17 protein-coding genes are annotated in these 20,556 nt (G+C 70.1%); 9 read left to right on the forward strand and 8 right to left on the reverse strand.

Going from position 1 to position 20,556, the window contains the following annotated elements; translation table 11 throughout:
• The first annotated feature begins 1 nt into the window (after position 1).
• The 7 genes from WMF29_RS07360 (at position 2) to WMF29_RS07390 (ending at position 8,059) form a co-directional block, all read left to right on the forward strand.
• A complete protein-coding gene (locus WMF29_RS07360; RefSeq protein ID WP_437328157.1) occupies positions 2–2,431 on the forward strand; it encodes a TonB-dependent receptor plug domain-containing protein in 2,430 nt (809 codons plus the stop codon).
• Positions 2,428–2,736 carry a hypothetical protein gene (locus tag WMF29_RS07365; RefSeq protein ID WP_437328158.1) on the forward strand — a complete coding sequence of 103 codons (309 nt, stop codon included), beginning with the start codon at positions 2,428–2,430 and terminating at the stop codon, positions 2,734–2,736. The genes WMF29_RS07360 and WMF29_RS07365 overlap by 4 nt, the downstream gene beginning before the upstream one ends.
• 535 nt (positions 2,737–3,271) lie before the next feature.
• Positions 3,272–4,528 carry a PAS domain-containing protein gene (locus tag WMF29_RS07370; protein ID WP_437328159.1) on the forward strand — a complete coding sequence of 419 codons (1,257 nt, stop codon included), beginning with the start codon at positions 3,272–3,274 and terminating at the stop codon, positions 4,526–4,528.
• A 125-nt stretch (positions 4,529–4,653) separates the two neighbouring features.
• Positions 4,654–5,760, forward strand: coding sequence for a substrate-binding domain-containing protein (locus WMF29_RS07375; protein ID WP_437328160.1), 1,107 nt, complete (start codon positions 4,654–4,656; stop codon positions 5,758–5,760).
• 231 nt (positions 5,761–5,991) lie between these two features.
• Positions 5,992–7,200, forward strand: coding sequence for a PAS domain-containing protein (locus tag WMF29_RS07380; protein ID WP_437328161.1), 1,209 nt, complete (start codon positions 5,992–5,994; stop codon positions 7,198–7,200).
• Positions 7,201–7,346: 146 nt separating this feature from the next.
• Positions 7,347–7,664 carry an ArsR/SmtB family transcription factor gene (locus tag WMF29_RS07385; protein WP_437328162.1) on the forward strand — a complete coding sequence of 106 codons (318 nt, stop codon included), beginning with the start codon at positions 7,347–7,349 and terminating at the stop codon, positions 7,662–7,664.
• Positions 7,661–8,059 (forward strand): SRPBCC family protein, encoded by a 399-nt coding sequence (locus WMF29_RS07390; RefSeq protein ID WP_272101077.1) that lies wholly within the window; start codon positions 7,661–7,663, stop codon positions 8,057–8,059. Before WMF29_RS07385 ends, WMF29_RS07390 begins: the two co-directional genes overlap by 4 nt.
• Positions 8,060–8,198: 139 nt before the next feature.
• Here the strand turns inward: WMF29_RS07390 and WMF29_RS07395 are convergent, their stop codons facing one another.
• The 7 genes from WMF29_RS07395 to WMF29_RS07425 all read right to left on the reverse strand — a co-directional run bounded on the left by WMF29_RS07395 (position 8,199) and on the right by WMF29_RS07425 (position 15,939).
• Positions 8,199–9,530 (reverse strand): hypothetical protein, encoded by a 1,332-nt coding sequence (locus WMF29_RS07395; RefSeq protein ID WP_437328163.1) that lies wholly within the window; start codon positions 9,528–9,530, stop codon positions 8,199–8,201.
• A gap of 10 nt (positions 9,531–9,540) precedes the next feature.
• Entirely contained in the window at positions 9,541–10,560 is a 1,020-nt protein-coding gene (locus WMF29_RS07400; RefSeq protein WP_437328164.1) for a hypothetical protein, read from the reverse strand.
• A 58-nt stretch (positions 10,561–10,618) separates the two neighbouring features.
• The gene (locus tag WMF29_RS07405; RefSeq protein ID WP_437328165.1) at positions 10,619–12,064 is read right to left on the reverse strand and encodes a serine/threonine protein kinase; all 1,446 of its coding nucleotides are present in this window, start codon (positions 12,062–12,064) and stop codon (positions 10,619–10,621) included.
• Positions 12,065–12,237: 173 nt separating this feature from the next.
• Positions 12,238–13,371 (reverse strand): hypothetical protein, encoded by a 1,134-nt coding sequence (locus tag WMF29_RS07410; protein ID WP_437328166.1) that lies wholly within the window; start codon positions 13,369–13,371, stop codon positions 12,238–12,240.
• Between the two features lie 157 nt (positions 13,372–13,528).
• Complete coding sequence (locus WMF29_RS07415; RefSeq protein WP_437328167.1) at positions 13,529–14,362, reverse strand: hypothetical protein; 834 nt, start codon at positions 14,360–14,362, stop codon at positions 13,529–13,531.
• Between the two features lie 280 nt (positions 14,363–14,642).
• Positions 14,643–15,428: a trehalose-phosphatase gene (gene otsB, locus WMF29_RS07420; RefSeq protein ID WP_437328168.1), complete on the reverse strand. Its 786-nt coding sequence runs from the start codon at positions 15,426–15,428 to the stop codon at positions 14,643–14,645.
• Between the two features lie 127 nt (positions 15,429–15,555).
• Entirely contained in the window at positions 15,556–15,939 is a 384-nt protein-coding gene (locus tag WMF29_RS07425) for a hypothetical protein (RefSeq protein WP_437328169.1), read from the reverse strand.
• Positions 15,940–16,406: 467 nt separating this feature from the next.
• Here WMF29_RS07425 and WMF29_RS07430 point away from each other — a divergent pair, with 467 nt between their 5' ends.
• Positions 16,407–17,588, forward strand: a complete 1,182-nt coding sequence (locus tag WMF29_RS07430) for an MFS transporter (RefSeq protein WP_437328170.1) — start codon at positions 16,407–16,409, stop codon at positions 17,586–17,588.
• A 22-nt stretch (positions 17,589–17,610) separates the two neighbouring features.
• Complete coding sequence (locus WMF29_RS07435; protein WP_437328171.1) at positions 17,611–18,669, forward strand: ABC transporter substrate-binding protein; 1,059 nt, start codon at positions 17,611–17,613, stop codon at positions 18,667–18,669.
• Between the two features lie 96 nt (positions 18,670–18,765).
• Here the strand turns inward: WMF29_RS07435 and WMF29_RS07440 are convergent, their stop codons facing one another.
• Positions 18,766–20,184 (reverse strand): serine hydrolase domain-containing protein, encoded by a 1,419-nt coding sequence (locus WMF29_RS07440; RefSeq protein ID WP_437328172.1) that lies wholly within the window; start codon positions 20,182–20,184, stop codon positions 18,766–18,768.
• Positions 20,185–20,556 lie beyond the last annotated feature (372 nt).

Raw genomic sequence — 20,556 nt, forward strand, 5'->3', positions numbered from 1 at the left:
CGTGAGCTCGACCCGTCTCGCACTGCTCTGCGCCGCGTCGATCGCGTGGTCGACCACCTCCTCGCGGGAGGCGCGGGCCGAGGACGTCAGCTCGCTCCTCGAGATCCTCGAAGAGAACGTCGTGTCCGGCGCCTCGCGCTCCGCGGAGCGCGAGAGCGACGCGCCCGCCATGTCGTCGGTGATCACGGGCGCGCAGCTCAAGCTCTTCGGCATACGGCGCCTCGCCGACGCGCTCACCTTCCTCGCGAGCGGCGTCTTCGCGCACGACCGCATGTCGGTCCCGGAGGTCGGCGCGCGCGGCGTCGCCCTGACCCGGGACTCGAACAGCCACGTGCTGATCGTGCTCGACGGCATGGTCGTGAACGAGCAGGGCGGCGGCGCCGTCTTCCTGCACGATATCCCGATCGAGATCGTCGACCACATCGAGGTGGTCCTGGGCCCTGGCTCCGTGCTCTACGGCGCGCAGGCCATGCTGGGGGTCATCAACGTCGTCACGAAGAAGGCCGCCGATCACCAGGGCCTGCGCGCCTCCCTGACGCTCGGGGCGTCGCCGCCGCTCGACGAATCGGGCAACATCAGGGCGCCGGACGTCGAGCGCATGGGGGGCGAGGGCACGGCGGCGCTCGCCTTCGGGCGCCGCTTCACGCTGCTCGGACAGCCCGCGGGCGTGGTGGCGGCGGTCGACATGCACCGCTTCGAGGGGCCCGAGGTGAGCTTCCCGAAGCAGCGGCTCCCGGTCCTGGCGGACGGCGTGTCCGTCATGGATCTCGGCTCGCACGCCGAGCCCGGCTTCTGGGGCGGCACGGTGGAAGAGCAGTGGTTCCGCCGCAAGGCGGGCGCCTTCGTGCGCCTCGACGCCGGCGACCTGAGCGCCGTCGCGCAGGCGACGCGCTCGTCGTGGGCCGCGCCCTTCATGGATCTCCACGAGAACCGCGTCGGGGCCTTCGACGACGCGCGCAACGACAACACGCAGACGCTCGTCCTGACCAGCGTGCGTTATCGCGCCCGCCTGAGCGAGCGGCTCGAGGGCGTGGCGCGCGGGTACTTCGGCTTCAGCCGGATCGAGCGCTCGCGCTACGTGGTGGGCCACGACCCGCTCGTGCCGCACGTCCCGATCGACGTGCTCGATCCCGAGCAGTGCCCGCGCGGCCCGTCCGGGCCCTGCCGGAAGGACGCGCTGTTCCTCTCCCGCTGGGTCGGGCTGGAGCTCCAGGCGCGGTACGACTGGGCGGGCGACGGCGCCTCCACGACCATGGCGGGCGTCGATGGGCGCTTCCGCACCTCGGCCTTCGAGTTCGTCGCGTTCGACGAGCTCACGGGGAAGAGTTATGGCTCCGACCCGGCGCGCACGCGCTGGCACGGCGGCGGATACCGCCTCGAGGACGAGGCCGCCCTCGGGGCCTACGTGCAGCAGACGCTCCGCCTGTTCCGGCCCCTCTCGCTCAACGCCGGGATCCGGGTCGACCTCGACTCGCGTATCCCGCTCGAGTACGTGGCGAACGCGATCTCGCCGCGCGCCGCGCTGATCCTCACCCCGGATGAGCGCGTGTCGCTCAAGCTCATCTACTCGAGCGCGTTCCGCGCCCCCAGCTTCGTCGAGCTCTACACCGTGAGCGGCAGGCTCTTGCCGAACCCGGACGGCCTCAAGCCGGAGAAGGTCTCCTCCCTGGAGGCGGTCTCGTCGTTCAGGAGCGGCGCGTACTCCTTCACGGCCGGCGGCTTCTACTCGGACTGGCGGGACGTCATCGAGCTCCAGCTCCTGAGGGCCAAGGCGCCCAGCGTCTCGAGGTACAACAACGTGCCAGGCATCGAGAACTACGGCGCGAACCTCGGCTTCGAGACGAGCTTCCTCGAGCGGAAGCTGCGCGTCGGCGTGAACTCCACGTTCGCCGCGACGCGACGCCGCATGTCCGAGCAGCAGATCACCCGGAACGCGCGGTTCGGCACCGGCGACGACGTCCCCATCACGGTCGCGCCGCAGGTGTACGGCAACGCCCGTGTATCGTACGAGGTCGGCTCAGGGGCCGTGTCCCTGGCGGCCGCTTACATGGGCCGGCGGATCGCCGACCAGGCGTACTATGGCGGCGATCCGTCGAACATCGCCCCTCGCCCCGAGGTGCCGCCGCAGCTCGAGCTCCGCGCGGCGGTGACGGGCGCGATACCCGGGGTGAAGGGCGCCGGGTACACGCTCGGCGGGCAATACGCGTTCTCGGGCCATGAGCCCTACGTCGTCGGGCCCAACCAGGGGCAGCCGCGCTACCTCGTCGAGAGCGGCCCGACCGCGGATTTCGCGCTGAAAAACCGCCTCACGCTCTTCGCCGGGATCGAGCTCCACCTCGACGACGACGACGCCGCGGGCAGCCCGGCCGCGGCGGCCAGGTCCTCCTCCATCGCGACCGTCGGGCGCGCGAGCCACGGAGCTTCACCGTGAAGAGCACACGTTTCCCTGCGCTCCTCCTCCGCTTGTCGGCCACGACAGGCCTCCTGGCGGGGGGCTGCGTCGAGGTCGGCCACCCGATCGAGGTGGGCTGCTTCGTCGAGGCCGACAACCCGAACTGCTTCGACACGGGCGTCTCCGCGAGCTCTTCTCAGGCGAGCGGAGCCTCCTCGACCGGCGGAGGGGGCGTGAGCGCCGATGCCGGAGGCGGCGCAGGCGCGAGCGCCGATGGCGGAGGCGGCGCAGGCGGTGACGGCGGCTCCGCGGGCTCAGGCGGCGCGGGCGGCGCAGGGCTGTGATCGCGGGCATTCTCTCGCTCCATGACGCTCGATCGCGTCAGCCCGTCCGCCAGATGAGGGGCCGAATGGTCCACCGTGGAGTCATCTCCGACGGTATCCTACTGGTGACTGGCATGCTCTTCTGCGGGAACTGCCACGGTCGGCATCGTAATGAACGAGGACGGAAAAGGCATTGACAGCCGATTTTGTTTCACTTAATCGTAATAATGAAGCCGAGCTGGAGCGCCGATCGGGCTGAAACCAGAGAAGTGAACCGCCAAGGCGCCAAAAGACGTCAATAGACGTCAACAGACGTCAAGATTTTATGTTTTTCTTGGCGTCTTTGGGCGCCTTGGCGGTTCAATTTCTCGCCGTTTTGCATGCGGTTTCAACCCGTTTGTCGCTCTAGACCGTTGTAGCGCCATCATGGAGGGGGATCGTGCGCTATCGAGATTCGTCTGATGGCATTCAGGACGACCGGACGCCTCTGACGAAGTGCGACCTCTTGCCCTGACCGGGCCGAAAGCGCTCGATGGAAGTTCCTGTGAAGCCCGTGATGAAGGATACCGAGGCCAGCCGGACGCAGAGCGCGACGATCTCGCGAGCCCAGCGGATACTCGACGCTTTGCCGGCGATGGTGTGTGTCCTGGACCTCGCGGGACCGCGGCTCACCGGGCACAACGCCGCGCTCGTCCGGGCGCTCGGCTGCACGGGTGAAGAGCTCCTCTCGCGGGGCGTCGAGGCGCTCTCCGCGCGCATTCACCCCGACGATCTCGCCGGCCTCGCCGCGCGCGCGGCCGAGCTCGCCGCGGCGCGCGACGGCGGGGTCGTCGAAGGCGAGCTGCGGGCGCGGACCGTCGAGGGAGGGCAAGAGGAGCGACTCTTCGCCGTGCGCGCGGAGGTCTTCACGCGAGGGGACGACGGCGCCGTGCGCGAGGTCGTCGTCTTCGCCGAGGACGTGACAGCGCGAAGGCGCCGCGAGCAGGGCGGTCCCAGGAGAGATGCGGTGCTCGCGGCGCTCTGCGACCGCGCCCCTGTCATCATGTTCGCGAAGGACCGTGACGGCGCCTTCCTCCTGGCGAGCCGCTCGATGGAGGATCTCGTCGGGGCGACCCCGGGCAGCATGCTCGGAAAGACCGATGGCGACTTCTGTCCGCCGGAGGTTGCTTCTATTTACAAAGATGTCGAACACCTGGTGCGCAGGACCGGGGCCCCGTTCGAGGCCGAGGAGATCGTCCCGCAGGCCCAGGGCGATCGGACCCTGTACACGATCAAGTTCCCCCTCCGCGGCGAGGGCGTCCCGGAGGGCGCGGTCGCCGGCATCTCGCTCGACATCACGCGGGTCAAGGCGGCGGAGCGCGAGCGGGAGGCGGCGCGGGACGAGCTGCTCGCGGCGCAGCAGGACACGATACGTGAGCTGGTGACGCCGCTGTTGCCGATCGCCGAGGGGGTGCTGGTGATGCCGCTCATCGGCTTCTTCGACAGCGCGCGGGCGAGCCGGATCATCGAGACGCTGCTGCAGGGCGTGGAGAGGCACGCGGCCCGCATCGCGATCATCGATATCACCGGGGTCAAGGCGGTGGACGTCCAGGTGGCCGAGATGCTCGTGCACGCCGCGCGCGCCGTCGGGCTGCTCGGTGCGCAGGTGGTGCTCACCGGCATCCAGCCGGCGATCGCGCAGACGCTCATCGAGCTCGACGTCGACCTCCGGGGCCTGGTCACGGCGGGGACGCTGCGGAGCGGCATCGCGTATGCGTATCCGGTCGGGCAAGCGCGCGGTGGACAGGAGCCGCGCCACGTGCGCCGTGAATGAGGGCGAGGCGCGCCGAGCGCGCGCCATCGCAGGGTGGTCCCGGATGTCGGCGCGCGCACAGGCGCGCTGAACCGTCAGGGGACGGTGAAACGGGTCGAGCTAGTTCGAGAAAGAGGAGGGGATTCATGGTCCATCGCGCCATCTTGGGGGGCATCCTTCTGGCGACCAGCGTGCTTGCCTGCAGCTCCAGCGAGAGCACGGCGGAAGCGCCGCTGACCATCGCTTACATCACGCACAACAAGTGCAATCGGTTCCACGATCTGGGTCGCGCGGGCGCCGCGCAGGCGCAGAGCGAGCTGTCGACGACGAGCACGCGGCCGGTCAACGTGATGATCCTGGACCCTGAATGTCCGGAGCTCACCGAAGACGGCAAGCCGCTGGACCCCGACGACGCCTGCTACCTTGCCCGGCCGCAGATGGATGTGCTGCAAGAGGTCATCGATATGAAGGTGGACGCGATCTCCGTCGACGTCTTCAGCGGGGACTGCGAGACCGACCTCATCAACAGGGCGGTGGACGCCGGAATCAAGGTCGTCACGTACGGCGGCGACGCTCCGGCCAGCAAGCGCCACACCTACTACGGCATGGATAACAAGGCCGCTGCCTCGTTCCTCATGGATGCGCTCGCGACCATCAACGGGAAGACCGGCAAGATCGCCTTGCAGACGATGATGGATGATGACGGTAATGGAGTCTACACCCCCACGCCCGCGGGGACCTTCATCGACCGGCTCGCCGGCTTCTCCGAGACGCTGAAGAAGTACCCGGACATGGCGAACGCGGTGAGCCTCCCTTGCGTGTGCTGCGATTATGCGGTCCCTTTCTGCGCGGAGACCGCGGAGGAGGCCCTGGAGAAAGACCCGGAGATCACGGGCTTCTTCTTCTCCTACAGCAAGCTCCTCGGCGAGCCCGACCTCGCGGCGAACGCGCCGATGCTCACCGCGAGAGCGAAGGAGAAGACCATTCACTCGGTGGCGTTCGATACGCTGCCGGAGTACATGGATCGCATGCGCGCGGGGTACGTGGACGTGCTCCTCGGTCAGAAGCTGTTCGGCTGGGGCTACGATACCGTCATGCTCGCGTACGATCTGGCCACCACCGACCGCCAAGTGAGCGCCTTCACCGACGCTGGCTGGTACGTCGTCTGTCCGAACAACCTGGAGGAGTTCGAACGCAACACCCAGGCCATGGACTACCGGACGCCGCTGTCGAAGTGCAGCTTGCTCCCCTGAGCCCGGCGTTGCTCAGCCTGGCAGTCCGCATTGCGTGACGCGCGCCGCGATCGTCGCTTGCGCGGGTAGGCCAGACTACGGCGCCGCGCCGGGCGGCCGCGACAGGGAGGTGATGTCGCGTCTTCGATTTCGCCGCGCGCGCGCCGTGCGTATGTATCATGGATAGAGCTCAGGCCCGCGCGTCCGCCGCCCGGGCCTGGAAGGAGCCACCATGAGGAGAGGCCTGCCGCGATGAAGGAGACCACGGCCAAGGAGCAGCAGGACGTGCTCGGCGCGCGAGCCCGGAGGATGCTCGACGCGGCGCCGACGATCCTGTGTGTCGTGGGCCTCGACGAGCGGCGGCTCATAGAACACAACGCCGCCCTCGCTCGCTCGCTCGGCTGTACGGAGGAAGAGCTCTCGACACGCGGCGTCGAGGCGCTCTCGGATCGGATCCACCCGGGCGACATGGCCGGCCTCGCCGCGAGCGCCGAGCGGCTGAAGCGGGCGCCGGACGGCGAGGTGATCGAGGGCGAGCTCCGGGCGCGAGGCCGCGAGGGAGACGAGCGCATCTTCGCGGTGCGCGCGGAGGTCTTCGCGCGAGGCGAGGATGGATCCGCGCGCGAGATCTTCCTGTCGGCCGAGGACGTGACAGAGCGAAAGCGCCGCGAGCAGCGCCTCCACAGGAGCGAGGCGCTGCTCGCGACGTTCTGTGATCACGCGCCCGTCCTCCTGTATGCAAAGGACCCGGAAGGAGCCTTTCTCCTTGTGAGCCGCTCGGTGGAGGAGCTCGTCGGGGCGACCCCGGGCAGCATGCTTGGAAAGACCGACAGCGACTTCTTTCCATCGGAAGTTGCGTCTATTTACAATGACGTCGATGACCTGGTGCGCAGGAACGGCGCTCCGTTCGAGGCCGAGGATCCCGTCCCTCACGCCCGAGGCGAGAAGACGTTCTACTCGATCAAGTTCCCCCTCCGCGGCGAGGGCATCCCGGAGGGGTCGGTCGCCGGCATCTCGGTCGACATCACGCGGGTCAAGGCGGCGGAGCGCGAGCGGGAGGCGGCGCGGGACGAGCTGATCGCGGCGCAGCAGGACACGATACGTGAGCTGGTGACGCCGCTGTTGCCGATCGCCGAGGGGGTGCTGGTGATGCCGCTCATCGGCTTCTTCGACAGCGCGCGGGCGAGCCGGATCATCGAGACGCTGCTGCAGGGCGTGGCGAGGCACGCGGCCCGCATCGCGATCATCGATATCACCGGGGTCAAGGCGGTGGACGTCCAGGTGGCCGAGATGCTCGTGCACGCCGCGCGCGCCGTCGGGCTGCTCGGCGCCCAGGTGGTGCTCACCGGCATCCAGCCGGCGATCGCGCAGACGCTCATCGAGCTCGACGTCGACCTGCGGGGCCTGGTCACGGCGGGGACGCTGCGGAGCGGCATCGCGCACGCGCTGAAGCGGACGTGACAGCAGACCGCCCCGCGCCCGCAGGCGCGTCGCCCCGCTGCGCGGGCGCCTGCGGCGGGCTGGATCCGCGCTGCGCGCGAACCGAGCCGCGCGGCCGACGCGTCGGATTTTGTTGACGCGTCGGAGATTCCCGACATATTAAGGACATGGCTGAAGTCGACGTGTTCTCGGCGCTCGCCAACCCGGTGCGGCGCGAGATCCTGATGCAGCTCCGCATGGGACCTCGCGCCGTGAACGACCTCGCGCGTGGCTTCGACCTGGGCCGCCCCGCGGTGTCCGAGCACCTGCAGGTGCTCCGCAAAGCTCGCCTCGTGCGCGAGGAGCCGCGCGGACGCGAGCGCTATTACCACCTCGATCCGCGCCCGCTGAGCGAGGTCGACGAATGGCTCGACACGTTCACTCAGTACTGGAAGAAGCGGCTCACCGCCCTCGAAGATCTCCTCGACGAAGAAGGAAAAAAATGAACGCCCCTGCAGTCATCCACCTCGAACATCGTTACACAGCGCCTCCGTCCGCCGTCTGGCGGGCGCTCACGGATCCGGAGCTGCACGCGCGCTGGTGGGCTCCGGGTGACGTCAAAGCCGTCGTTGGACACCGCTTCGAGCTCGACATGGGGCCCTGGGGCAAGCAGGCTTGCGAGGTGCTCGCCGTCGAAGCGGAGCGGCTCTTCTCGTACCGCTTCGCGATCGGCCAGCTCGACACCATCATCACCTGGCGCCTCACGCCCGAAGGGGCGGGGACGCTCCTCACGCTCACGCACGAGGGCTTCAACCTCGACTCGCCGATGGGCAAGACCGCTTTCGAAGGCATGAAGCCCGGGTGGCCCAAGCTGCTGGAGAGGCTCGGAAGGACGCTCTGAGCCTCGGCCTGGGCACTCTTACGTGCTGTGACGATGGCGAGCCAGGTGAGAATCGTGGACGGGTCGCGAAAGGACGCGCGCTCCCGAGGGGCTCCCGCCGACCGACGGGGCGCTCCAGCTGGCCGCGCCGGTCGGCGCGTCATTGCAGCGTGCAGATGAGCCGCTGACCGCGCACGGAGTAGGCGCCCTCGCGTTGCTCGATCCAGGCGACGAGCAGCTTGACGCCGAGCTGCGCGACGGTCGAGCCGAGGATCTGCGCGCTGCTGCCGTCCGGAAGGGAGAAGATGAGCTGGTTGGGGAGCACGTTCTCACCTGTCCGCGTGAACCAGCCCAGGTTCACGCTCTTTCCAGGCGGCGGCACCAACGCCAAATACACGTTTTCGCCGTCGCTCGCGACGGGGCCCGGGGGGTTGTACTGGCTCACATTCTGGAGCTTGAAGACAGGGGTGAAGCCGGGCGGGGGAACCTGTCCGAGCGACAGGAAGTCCCTTACGACGCCCACCTCCGCCGAGAGGGCGAGCCTCGGCGGAGGGACGAGGTGCACCATCAAGAGCGTGACGCCATCCCCCTCGGGCAGCGGGAACGCCCCGAAGAAGGACTCCACCTCGTCAGGAGACGGGCTGAACTGGATCCGGTGCGCCGCGCCGAGATCGGCGCGCGAGGCGCCCGCTCTGAAGAACGCTTCTCCGGTCGCGTTGTCATCCAACAAGAGGAGGTGCTGGCCGTTCGTGACGGTGTAGTAGTGAACGTTGAGCGAGGCATCGGTACGTGGGCCCTGGGCCACCAGGGTCGGCGCAGGCTCGGCCGATCCACCGACGACGAGCGCTCGCGTCGAGCCGCCGGGCGCCGCGCAGGTCGCGGCATAAAGGGTGCTGTCGCCCGCCTGGACGAACGCCATCGACGCTGCCACGCTGGGGCTCGAGCACTCCGGTGCGAGCGCGGGGAACCGGTGGAACGTCCCCCTGGACGAGACGCCGTCGGCGGTCGTGGGGAAGACGAGCTGCCCGATCTCGTACCCCACCCTGCCCTGGAGGATGACTTGCCCTCCCGATTCGCGGCCGGTGACGAAGGCCGCGCCGTCGGTGAAGGGGAACTCCGTCTTCGACCCGACCGGCTCCCCGATCTCGTGCACCGTCCCTATCACGAGCCGGCTGGCAGCCTTGTCGATGACCGAGACGAATACGCGATCGGGTCCGCTTGCCAGCACGAGCGAGGAGGTGTCGACCTCATGGCCGCCGAGGTCTCCGGACGTGAGGATGTCGAACGGCTCGAGATCGAGCGCGCACTTCGCCTCGGCCGGCTTGCAGACGCCGTCCTGACAGACGCCGCTCTGGCACTCGGGAGAAGCGCTGCACGCTTGGCCGCCGCTGCCTCCTTGGTTCAGCTCCGCGTCGGCGCGCACACCCGCGATGATCTGGCAGCCGGAGACGAGCAATGCGCCACCGGCGATGACGAGCCTCCATGGTCGCATCGGGTGCATGTCAAAAGCTACCTCGCAACGACAGCCCCGCTGCTCCCGCCCGGGCCGGAGGCTCCAGGCGCACCTCCAGCGCCGTCGACGGCACGGCGTCGCTCGACGGCGCGGTCAGGAACACGACAAGGCCTGTGACGAGCGCCGCGCCCCCCGCCGCGAACGCGACATTCGAGATGTTGGCGGTCGTGTTCGCGTCCTGATGGAGCTTGACCCCCTCGGCGTCACAACGGGGAGGGTCGTCGTTGGTACACCCGTGCTGGTTGCGCGCCTCGCTCATCTTCGAGAGCGTCTCGACACCGAACACAGCGCCTACCGCGATCCCGGCCAAGCTCACCCCGCCCAGCACGAGCCCAACGGTCCGCTGCGCGCTCCACGAGCTCGCCGGGGGCGCGGCGCTCGCCGCCGCAGGCGCGCGCGCTGCCCGCCCTGGCGCGGGCGCGTCCTCGAGCAGAGGGACGCGCACCGTCCTCTGCCCTGGCTTCGGCTCGACGACCACCTTCGTGCTCCATGCCTTTTTGCCAGGCGCCACCGCCTCGATCGTGTGCTCGCCCGGATCGACCGGGATCGCCGAGCCGAACATCGCCGCATCGAGCGGCTTCGCGTTGCGCCGCACCTCGATCCCGTCGACCCGGGCCTCCGGCGCCACCTCGATGACGAGCCTCGAGAGCTGCGGCTCGAGGAGGCCCGCCCGCCGCCCTGCTTCCTTCGAGCGCCGCCCATCGCCCGCTTTGCGCGCCGTTGCCTCGGCGTCGTTGAAGGTCGCCCAGGCGCTCGCCGTCGCGCCATCGAGCTCGTAGCAATCCGCCAGGGCGAGCAGCGTCCCGGCCATCGGGTCCAGCTTCTGGCTGGCGACGAGCTTCGAGCACCCCAGGGCGTAGCTGCCCTGCTTGACGAGCGCGCGCCCCTCGCGGAAGAGCACATCGGCGGCCGCCCGGTCCTCGGCGGTCGGGTCCGCGAGGACGCGCGGCGCGACCGATAACGATAGGATCAGCGCACCCGCAGCGGCGACGCTGCGCTTCCCACGCATCGGTCCTGGGCCACGCACCGATCCCATTCTATGGGCACCCCTCGCCGTTGTCCCAGGATTAGCGACGCTCGTCGTACGAGAACGCCGGCTCAGGCTTCGGGGGGAGAAGGCTTTTGGCCGGAGGCTTTGCCCGCAGGGAGGGCTTCGTCGCCTTGAGCGTGTCCGTCGCCGCCGGCGAAGGCGAGGTGGGCTCCGCCTGCGCTTTCGCGCTCGCGTCGGGAGGGGCGGGCGCGGAGGGGAGAGCTCGGGGTTCGACGGGCGCGGACGGGACCGCGCTCGGCGCCCCGAAGGAGGCCGCCGCCGGGCCTGTCGGTGCCGGGGATCGCGCCCCCTCCTGCCCCCCCCAGGCGATCACCGCCAGCGCAGCGCCCGCGACGAACGCACCGCCGAGGAGAAGGGGAGCCCGATAGCGGGGCTTCGACAGCAGCACTCCGAAGGACGATAGGGATCCATGGGGCCAGGACGCGGTGGGCGCCGTGTCCGCCATGGCGTCCGGCGGGCGCGGCGCGATCGACCCTGCTGCCCCGGCGCTGGCCGGCGGGGAGGAGGCCGCCGCGCGGCGCGGCTCCGGCGCGTCTCTGGCTCCCGGCGAAGACGACCGCGACAGGTTGAGCACCCGCCAAACCCGCTCCGGATAGCCCCGCGCTCGCGCGGGCGCATGAGGCGCGAGGGCGCCGGCGAACGCCGCCACGTCGTTCCAGCGCTGCTCGCGATCGTGCATCATGCACCGCTGGATCACCGCGTCGATCTCCGGGGGTACGTCGCTCCGGCGCTCGTGGAGCGGCGTCGGCTTCGCCGCGAGCATGCGCCCATAGAACTCCGCCAAGGTCTCCGCGTGAAACGGCGTCTGCCCGGCGATGAGCTCATACAAGAGGACGCCGAGCGCCCAGAGATCGCTGCGCGCGTCGACGTCCTTCGGCGAGCTCATCTGCTCGGGCGACATGTAGAAGGGGGTGCCAAGCTGCTGGTCGTCGTCCGTGAGGGCGAGCTCCGCGCCGCTCATCTTCGAGATCCCGAAGTCGAGGACCTTGATGCACGGCGCGCCGCTGACGTCCTGCGTGACGAAGAGATTCGCCGGCTTCAGGTCGCGGTGCACAATGCCGGCGGCGTGCGCCTCGCCGACGGCTTCACACGTCTGGAGAACGTACTCCACGGCGTCGTCGAGCGAGAGACACCCACTCTCCTTGAGCAACGCGGCGAGATCGCGCCCTTCGAGGAATTCCATGACGATGTACGGCGCGCCGCCTTCGAGGGTGCCGACGTCGAACGCGCGGGCGACGTGCTGGCTGCGCAGCCGTACCGCCGCGCGCGCCTCGCGCAAGAAGCGCTCGCGTGCGTCGGCGGAGACGTGGTGGGCCGAGCGCATGAACTTGACGGCGACGCGCTGGCCGAGCTCGACGTGGACCGCCGCGACGACGACCCCCACGGCCCCCGCGCCGAGCAGACGCTCGACGCGGTACTTGCCCGCCACGACGTCGCCGGGCCGGACCGGGGCGTTGATCATGGCATGCCATGTGGTCTCAGCGGCTCCGGGAGGTCAAGCGTCGCTTTGATGGGCTCGCACGCGTGCCGCCCCCCTATCATGGATGCTCGCTGGCAACCCCCGGCAGGCCCAGCGCGCCGCCGCGCGCTCGCTCCCGGGCCTTCCCGTCAACCGAGCTGCGGCGTGGCTCCGCGTCAGCGAGGCGAAGATCGCAGGATGAGCAGGCGGCCGTCTTCCTTCCCACCTGCGCCAGCGTCGTCGAACTCGGTGAGGAGCAGCGTCTCTCCATGGCGCCGGGCGTCGTGCGGCGACCGCACCCCATCGGGGGGAGAGAGGATCGCGCGGATGGTCAGGTTCTCCGGGTCGAGCAGCCACGTGCGGCCCGATTCACCCACGGCGATGACGTCGTCGCCCATCTGCCGCAGCACAGAGACGGCCTCGCCCAGCGCGACCTCGTGCGTGGCTCTGCCGCTCATCGGATCCAGGCGGGCGACGCCGGAGCGCACGTCCGTGAAGATCGCGTCCGGGCCGGCGGCGATGCGCCGGTGGAGGTCGCCGATGTGGAGCTCGTCGCGCGGCTCCAGCGAGGTCTGGTCCACGACGCTCACCTTGCCATTGCCGTGCGCCACCCAGATCCGGCCGTGCCCGACGGCGAGCGCGAACGCGTCCCGGCCGAGCGCGGGCGAGCGGCGTTGACCTCCCGTGGCCGGATCGATCCGCACGACCGAGGAGTTTGCGGAGCTCCCCTTGCTCCAGAGCAGCACCCAGAGCGCGCCGTCCGCAACCACCATGTCCTCGGGGGAATCGGGCAAGCGCGCCAGCGCGCGGGCGCGCGCCGTCTGCCCGTCGATGGCCCAGATCGCTCGATCGGTGTGCGCCAGCGTGTAGATCGCCCCCTCGGGGGAGGCGACGACCTGCACCGGGAGCCGGCCGACCGCCACGCGCGACACCACCTCTCCGCGCTTCAGGTCGACGCGCGCGACGCGCCGGTTCCCGCTCTCGGCGACCCACGCCGTGTCGCCGACGACGGCGATCCCTTCAGGCCACTTGCCGATGGTGATCGCCTTATCGATGGTGAGCTGCGCGGCGACGTGCGCCGCTGCGCGCGGCGGCTCCTCCGGGGCGGCGGCGGACGCGCCCGGCGCCGCAGCGGGCGGCGGCGCGATCGCCGGTGGCGCCGGCGGCCGGGCCTCCTGGGACGCAGCCGACGGCGGCGGAGGCGCTGTCGCGGGCGGCGCGCCCGAGCAGCCCACCAGCGTCACGACGGTGATCGCGAGGGCTCCCGGCCATCGGTGCAATGGGCGGTGAGCCGCGCGTGTACGAGCCATGAGTTGGCGCTCTCCTTTTCTTTGCGTCGACAATCGGGCGTCAGTCCATGCCAGAGCTCTCGCCTGTGTCAAAGGTGTTCCCTATCGAGCGGCGCGCGCAGCAAGGAAGGGCCGCTCTGGCAGCTTCCATCCTGTGGAACGCCGCGCCGGACGCGGTTCATTCCGTCGTGAACTCGCCGCAGCGGCCGCTCCCGCGGCAGACGCCGCTCGCGCAGCTCTCGTCTCGATGACACCGCCGGCCGGGCGCCAGCTTGCAAGCGCCCATGCCGTCACAGACCTCGTGCTGGAGCACGCAGTCCGGCTCGTCCTCGACTCCGGGGCCGAGGGGCGAGCACGTGCCGACCGACCGCTCGACGTTGCAGGCCATGCAGGTCTCGTCGCAGGCTGTGTCGCAGCAGACGCCGTCGACGCATTTCCTGCTCGCGCAGTCCCCCGGACCGGCGCACGCCCGACCGTTCGCGCCCTTGCACGCGCCCGCTGCATCGCAGACGAGGCCCTGGCCGCACGGCGAACCCGCAGCCACGACGTGCGTGGCGACCCCGCGTCGACACGCGTCGCTCGTGCATGGGTCGCCGTCGTCCTCGGCGTCGGCGTCGTCCGGCGCAGGATACGGCTGGCCCGCAGCGCAGGTGAGGATCTGGCAGTCGCCCGCGATCTGCCCGGACGGCAGCGCCGGTACGCCGTCGAGCGGGACGTTGACGCATGCGCCTGCGGTGCACGCGTCCGCGGTGCATGGATTGCCATCGTCGCAGTCGGCCGCCTGCGTCTCGGCCGCGCACGCAGGGGCCTCTCCGTCCCAGCCAGCGCCGGGGTCACCCGCCCCGACCCCCTGATCCCCGTCGCCGCCGGCGCCCGCGCCGCCCGAGCCCTGGAAGCTGCGGGCCTTGGGCGAACAGCCCGCCAGCGCGACGACGAGGCACAGCGGCACCGAGGTCGCCTGCACGCGGCTCGTGCGGCGGAGCGGAAATGCTGAGATGTGAAATGTCCACATGCGCCGAACTCTACTGTCGGTCCAGCTCACCCGCTAATCAGACTTCATCTTTCGAACGGCCATGGACGAACGGCGCGCTCGGTTTGCTGGCGGCGGATACCCCAGGTGGACTCACGCTCCGTTCGAGGCGAGACACCGCCGTCCGGCTCACCACCTCACCGCATCTGCCCGCCGTACACCCGCGCTCCGCGCGCAACACCGCTTCTCCTGATCTTCTCTCTGACGTACGAGAACGGAGAGCTTGATGAAGGCCCTCAGGCCAGGCGCGGCGCCTCGCCGATCACGCCGCCGCGCCGCGCCGCGCCGCGAGCGCCTCGAGGAACGCGATCCACGCCTCGGGCCCATCGAGCGTCAGGTGGGGCTCGACCGCGGTGTCCGGCCGCTCGGACGAGGCGATGTAGACGCCCACGCCGCCGATCTCGCGGGCATGGGCGATCGCCGGCTCGTCCGTCGTGTCGTCGCCCGCATAGACCACCAGCGTCCCCTGCGGCAGCCGCGCCAGCAGGAACGCGAGGGCGCGGCCCTTGTCATGCGCGGCGTCCCGGGCCTCGTGGATGCTGCGCCCCCTCATGACCACGAACCCCCGCCGCGCCGCCGCGTCCTCCCACGCCCCGAGCGCGTCGAACGCCGCCGGCCGAGCCTCCGCCGGGACGCGCCGCCAGTGGAGCGCGATCGAGCAGCGCTTGCGCTCGATCCCGAGCGCAGGGATCCGCCGCACCGCCTCCTCCGCCTCGCGCTCCAGGGCGTCGAGCGCCTCGGTCGGCGCCTCCGCCAGGTACACGAGCTCCCCGCCCGGCGCCGCGATCTCCGCCCCGTGCTCGCCCACGCGCCACACCGCGCCGATCGCCGCCGTGCGCGCCGCGATGTCGTGGATCGTCCTCCCCGTGACGATCGCCACGGTCGTGCCCGGCGCCCGCGAGAGCGCCCCCAGCGCCCCGAGGGCGCCCGGCGCCGCCACCGCCCCGCCCGAGACCGCGGTGATCTCGGAGATTGTCCCGTCGAAGTCCGTCGCGAGCAGCAATGACGGCGCGGCCGCCGCACGCTCGACCCATTGAAGAACGTCCATGCTGCACCAGATCTACCACTGGGCAGGCCGAGAGCACGATGGCAAAGCCGGCGCGACCGGGAGCGACCCTGTGGCCGGCTCTGCTGCTCCAAGGCGGACAGGTCACCGCCGCGCGCGGAGACGCGCGTCAGAACCGGATGATCACCTCGTGGACGCGGCGCCCCTCGGTCTTGCCCTCGGTGGGCTCGGCGGGCGCGGCGTCGCCTGCGGGCGCCCCCTCCGCGGCGGCCGCCGGCTCGTCCTTCTTGCACTCGTACTTCACGCGCCACTCGGTCTTCTGCACCGTGTGCGTGCTCTCCTGCTTCCGCTTCTTCGGCCCGAAGAAATCCTTCTCGCGGCGCTCGTTGGACTCGGACACGGTGTCTTCCCCGACCACGGTCTCGCCCTCTTCGACGATCTCGTAGCTCTCGGGTCCGCCGCAGGTCGTGGCCATCGTCTGGCTCGCCTTCTGCATGGCCACCTCGCGATCGCCCAGGATCGCGAGCTCGCCGCCGACCTTCGTCCGCCTCACGACGCGAACCTCGCCATACGGCTGCCACGAGCACGCGGCCGTGGAACAGAGCGCGCACGCGGCGATCAGTGCATGAATCGCAGGGAATTTCATGCCTTGCACCAGTACCACCCTCGAAATGGCGCGGGCAACAACAAAGCGCGGGCGGCTTCGTGCAAAACCTGCTACCGGCGGCGGGCGGGCGCGTGGTGGTTTGGTCTCAGCGTCGTAGCTTCGCAGCGTCGTAGCGTTCCACCGCTGCGTGGTCGCTCGAGCGCGCGCGCCTGCTCGCGCCGGGGCACCGGATCACCACCCGCTGCTGCCACGGCAGCAGCGCGGAAGCTCTCGGTCCCGCGTTCCGGCCCGCTCCGGCGCGGCATGGGGGTTGCTGACCGCGGGTGTTCGCCGGCGCGGATCAACAGGCTTGATCCGCGCGGTGCCCCGAGGTCCAACTGCGCTCCTTCATCGACAAGAACCGCTTTCTGCTGATGTTCGCGGCGCTGTCCTCGGTCATGGGCCTCAGCGTCGGCGTGGCCAAGGTGAGCACGACGCTGTATGCGCTGGAGCTCGGGGCGGACGAGGCGCTGCTCGGGCTGATCTCCGGCTCGCAGAGCGTCGGCGTGCTCCTGATGAGCATCCCCATCGGGCTCCTCGTCGATCACCTCGGGCCCTCGCGGCTGTTCGTGCTGGGGAGCCTCGTCGCCGGGTCGCTCTACATGGCCTTGCCGGCGGTCCCGTCTCCGGTGTTCCTCCTGGCCTGCACGACGGCGATCAGCTTCTTCATGCCGATGCGCTTCGTCTCGCTGAGCACCGTGTTCATGCAGCAGCTCGAGACGGTGGGAGAGGCCAAGGCCGGCTGGTACCGCGGCACCCATATGGTCGGCATGTTCCTGCTCGGCCCCATGCTCGCGGCCGGCCTCACGAAGGCGCTGGGCTTCTCGGGCACGTACCGGCTCATCGGCGTCTCGTTCCTGATCACCGTGCTCATGTCGCCGATCGTCTTCGGCCGCTACACGGCGCGGTCTTCACCTCGTGGAGCGCTGCGCCTCTCCGGCGTCCGGTCCGACCTCGCCCTGCTCGCGCAGGACGTCGAGCTGCGCAGCGTGTGCCTGATCGAGTTCGCGGCCCAGTCGATCAACTCGTTCTTCATGTTCTTCATCATCCCCATCGGCGTCGCCGTCGCCGACCTGACGCCGGCCGAGGCGTCGGGGCTCCTGGCCTGGCAGGGCGTGACCTTCATCTTCGCGCTGTTCTCGCTGGGCGGCCTCGTGGGCCGGGTGGGGCACGAGCGCGTCTATCTCGCGAGCCTGGTCCTCGTCCCGAGCGCGCTCCTCTTGCTCGGCCTCTCGCGCGATCTGACGCCGCTGCGGGCCGGCGGCCTGCTGCTCGGCCTCGGGCTCGGCGTCCTCCAGATCGCCAACCTCACCCGCATCGCCCGGATCGGCGCCCGGGCGGGGCGGGGCAAGGTGGCCGGCCTGCAGGCCCTCGTGGGGCCGTCAGGTGGCCTGTTCGGCAGCACCGTGGGCGGCCTGATGGGCCGGAGCCTGGGGCTCCAATCGATGTTCCTGCTCCTGTCCGTGTTCTTCGGCGTGCTCCTCGCCGTGGCGCGCAGGACGCCCAGCGCGGCGGCCGTGAGCCCCACGCCCGCCGAGCCCGCGGCCGCCGAGTAACGGCCGAAAAGAGACATTCACCATGCGAGAGCTCGACAAGTCATCTTCGATCGCCACGACCCGCCGTAGGCTCGTAGCGGCCCTCTGCGCCGCGCTCGCGCTCGCGGCCTGCTCGAAGGTCGACCACGGCAACGGCGACAGCGCCGCCGGCGACTACGAGGTGCTGGAGCTGCGATATCAGGGGTTCTCGGGCATGGTCTCGGTGCCCGAGCTGGCGGAGGACCTGGGGTACCTCGCCCCGATCCGGCTGAGCTACGTCGGCAACACGATCAGCGGGCCGCAGGACATCCAGACCGTGGTCACCGGAGACACCGATCTGGGGCAGGCGTTCAACGGCGCGGTGATCAAGCTGATCGCCGCCGGGGCGCCGCTCCGGGCGGTGGTGGGCGGCTACGGGATCGACGCGAAGCGGTGGGCCGGCTTCTACGTGACCGAGGACAGCCCCATCAAGGCGGCGCGGGACCTGATCGGCAAGAAGGTCGCGATGAACACGCTGGGCGCGCACTACGAGCTGATGCTGAAAGAGTACCTGTCGCGCCAGGGGCTGACGAGCGCCGAGATCGCGCAGGTCACGCTGGTGGTGCTGCCGCCGGTGAGCGCGGAGCAGGCGCTTCGGCAGAAGCAGGTGGACGTCGCCGTCCTCGGCGACATCCTGCGCGACAAGGCGCTGGAGCGCGGCGGCGTCCGGGCCCTGTTCTCGGATCACGAGCTCTTCGGCGAGCTCACCGCCGGCAGCTACGTGATGAGCAAGCGATTCCTGAAGGAGAGCCCGAACAGCGCCCGCAAGTTCGTGGAGGCCGCGGCGCGCACCATCGAGTGGGCCCGGAGCACGCCGCGCGAGGAGGTGGTGGCCCGCCTGCAGCGCATCATCGAGCGGCGGGGCCGCAACGAGGACGCGTCGCTGGCCAAGTACTGGACGAGCCTGGGCGTCGCCGGCAAAGGGGGGCTCCTGTCGGCCGGGGAATACCAGATCTGGATCGACTGGCTTGTGAAGGACGGCGACCTCAAGCCGGGGCAGATCAAGGCCGAGGACCTGTTCACGAACCAGCTGAACCCGTTCGCGGCGGCTCAGGCGCAGTGACGACGCCCGCCCTCGCGCGGCGCCGCGCGAGGGCGCCGGCCCAGGTGATGCGCGTCGGGGTGCGGCTCGGCCCGCGCGTCGTCTCCGCGGGACGGGTCACCAGGCGAGGGACCCGTAGACCTTGGTCATGACCTCGTTGGCCCGGATGTCACCGAGCATCCAGTCGAAGTCCTCCCAGGACATCTTGCCCGTCACCGGGTCGACGGTGAAGTGCTCGAAGCTCGGCAGCCCGTGGTTCGTGAGCAGGATCGCGAACATCTCGCGGCTCGGCTCGGGATCGAGCACCATGAGCGTCCCTGCAGCGCCTGTCTTGCTGTAGGCGACGGTCGATGTCGACTCCCCGCCGGGCCACATGCCTGCGTCCCACATCTCCCAGCCGTACCCCTTGCGCGAGTAGAGCAGGTTCTCGGAGTACGTCCAGGCCGACCTGTTGAGATGGAGCGAGCCTGTCTGGTTCGTGGTCATGTCGAACACGGCCTGGGCAGGGAGCATGGTGTTCGCGCAGAAGGGGAAAATGGAGTTGTTGCAGCTGTACATGTGCCTGCCCCGGTTCAACATCATCTGGGCGAACTTCGCCAGATCGCTCGCGGTCGAGAAGAGGCCGTCGCACCCGGTGAGGTGCTCGGCCGGGTCCGGGCCGTCCCCTTCGAGGAAGTAGTCGGTCTCGTCCTGCACCTCGCCCCGGAGGTAACGCTCGCGCGCCGCGGACCACGCCGTGCCGACGAAGCGGTCCTCCTTCTCCGGCATGTTGAGCCACGGCTGAAAGCCGGTGTCCGTCATGCCCAGCGGGGTGAAGATGTAGGTCTGCATCAGGTTCTGGAGCGAGTCGCCGCCGACCGTCTCCAGCACGTGGCCCAGGATCCGAAAGCCGAGATCGCTGTAGACGACCTTCGTCCCCCGCGGGCGGGCCAGCGGCGCCTCGAGCATCGAGTGCCAGGGGTCGGCGTCGTCGAAGAGGCCGTTCGGGTTGCTGTCGTCGAAGTAGTCGACATCCTCCCCCGATACATAGCTCATCAGATCCCTGATCGTGACAGAGCTCTTGTTGTTGACCGAGGAGACGGCGAACTCCGAGAAATACGTCGCGACCGTGTTGTTGATGTTGAACCCCGGGTAATTCCCGGACTGTTGCATTCTCATCGCGAGAAAGACGGTGAACGGCTTGGTCATGGACTCGAGATCGAAGATCCCATCGAGCGGCATCGGCACCGAGGGCATGCCCGGATCGTCCTCGTTCAGGCCGTCTCTCGTCCCCACGGCGGTGTGGAGCACGATCCGGCCCCGGCGGGCGACCAGGAGGACCGCGCCGTTGATATCCCCGTCGTCGACCGCGTCCTCCAGCTCGTTGACCGCCTGGTCGAGGAGGACGCTGGACAGACCCGCCGAAGCCGGTGTGCCCGTGCGGAGGGGGTAGATTCCCTGCGACAGAGGGTACGTGTCTTGGGCGTGAGCCGACGGCGACATGCCGACGAAGGCGGCGGCCGCGGCTGCACAGAAGATCAAGCTACTGGCTCTCATGTTCGCGATTCCTTCCTTCAATGGTGCTGCAGCCCAGCGCGGCGCGGGGCGGGGCGGGGCGGGGCGGGGCGAAGGGCTATCGGGGTCATGGGCTGCGGTCTCGGAGCGCCTCTTCGCCCGCGCCCCGTCAGGGGCTTATCCACCCTTCGTGCCAGCGGGCCGCACGGCGCTCCGGCGAGCAGCGCACCCGCGCGGCGCGCGCGCCGTGGTGGCCGCGACGACGGCCGGGCGCGCCTCAGTGGCGGCCGCGGCGCCGCCTGGAGCCCGCGGAAATGGACTGCATATCAGCCACTTGCGAGCTCTTGACGCCCCCGGCGGCGCCGCGCCGGGCGCCGCCTCCGCCTGGCGCCGCGCCGTGCGCGAGGAGGAGGG

It is taken from the genome of Sorangium sp. So ce381, assembly GCF_051473845.1.
Taxonomy (GTDB): domain Bacteria; phylum Myxococcota_A; class Polyangia; order Polyangiales; family Polyangiaceae; genus Sorangium; species Sorangium atrum.

Bases quoted from the DNA above. Each gene is read 5' to 3' on its own strand.
- WMF29_RS07370 (WP_437328159.1), top strand. From the start codon at position 3,272: ATGAAGGATACCGAGGCCAGCCGGACGCAGAGCGCGACGATCTCGCGA.
- WMF29_RS07375 (WP_437328160.1), top strand. From the start codon at position 4,654: ATGGTCCATCGCGCCATCTTGGGGGGCATCCTTCTGGCGACCAGCGTG.
- WMF29_RS07380 (WP_437328161.1), top strand. From the start codon at position 5,992: ATGAAGGAGACCACGGCCAAGGAGCAGCAGGACGTGCTCGGCGCGCGA.
- WMF29_RS07385 (WP_437328162.1), top strand. From the start codon at position 7,347: ATGGCTGAAGTCGACGTGTTCTCGGCGCTCGCCAACCCGGTGCGGCGC.
- WMF29_RS07390 (WP_272101077.1), top strand. From the start codon at position 7,661: ATGAACGCCCCTGCAGTCATCCACCTCGAACATCGTTACACAGCGCCT.
- WMF29_RS07395 (WP_437328163.1), bottom strand. From the start codon at position 9,530: ATGCGACCATGGAGGCTCGTCATCGCCGGTGGCGCATTGCTCGTCTCC.
- WMF29_RS07400 (WP_437328164.1), bottom strand. From the start codon at position 10,560: ATGCGTGGGAAGCGCAGCGTCGCCGCTGCGGGTGCGCTGATCCTATCG.
- WMF29_RS07405 (WP_437328165.1), bottom strand. From the start codon at position 12,064: ATGATCAACGCCCCGGTCCGGCCCGGCGACGTCGTGGCGGGCAAGTAC.
- WMF29_RS07410 (WP_437328166.1), bottom strand. From the start codon at position 13,371: ATGGCTCGTACACGCGCGGCTCACCGCCCATTGCACCGATGGCCGGGA.
- WMF29_RS07415 (WP_437328167.1), bottom strand. From the start codon at position 14,362: ATGTGGACATTTCACATCTCAGCATTTCCGCTCCGCCGCACGAGCCGC.
- otsB (WP_437328168.1), bottom strand. From the start codon at position 15,428: ATGGACGTTCTTCAATGGGTCGAGCGTGCGGCGGCCGCGCCGTCATTG.
- WMF29_RS07430 (WP_437328170.1), top strand. From the start codon at position 16,407: ATGTTCGCGGCGCTGTCCTCGGTCATGGGCCTCAGCGTCGGCGTGGCC.
- WMF29_RS07435 (WP_437328171.1), top strand. From the start codon at position 17,611: ATGCGAGAGCTCGACAAGTCATCTTCGATCGCCACGACCCGCCGTAGG.
- WMF29_RS07440 (WP_437328172.1), bottom strand. From the start codon at position 20,184: ATGAGAGCCAGTAGCTTGATCTTCTGTGCAGCCGCGGCCGCCGCCTTC.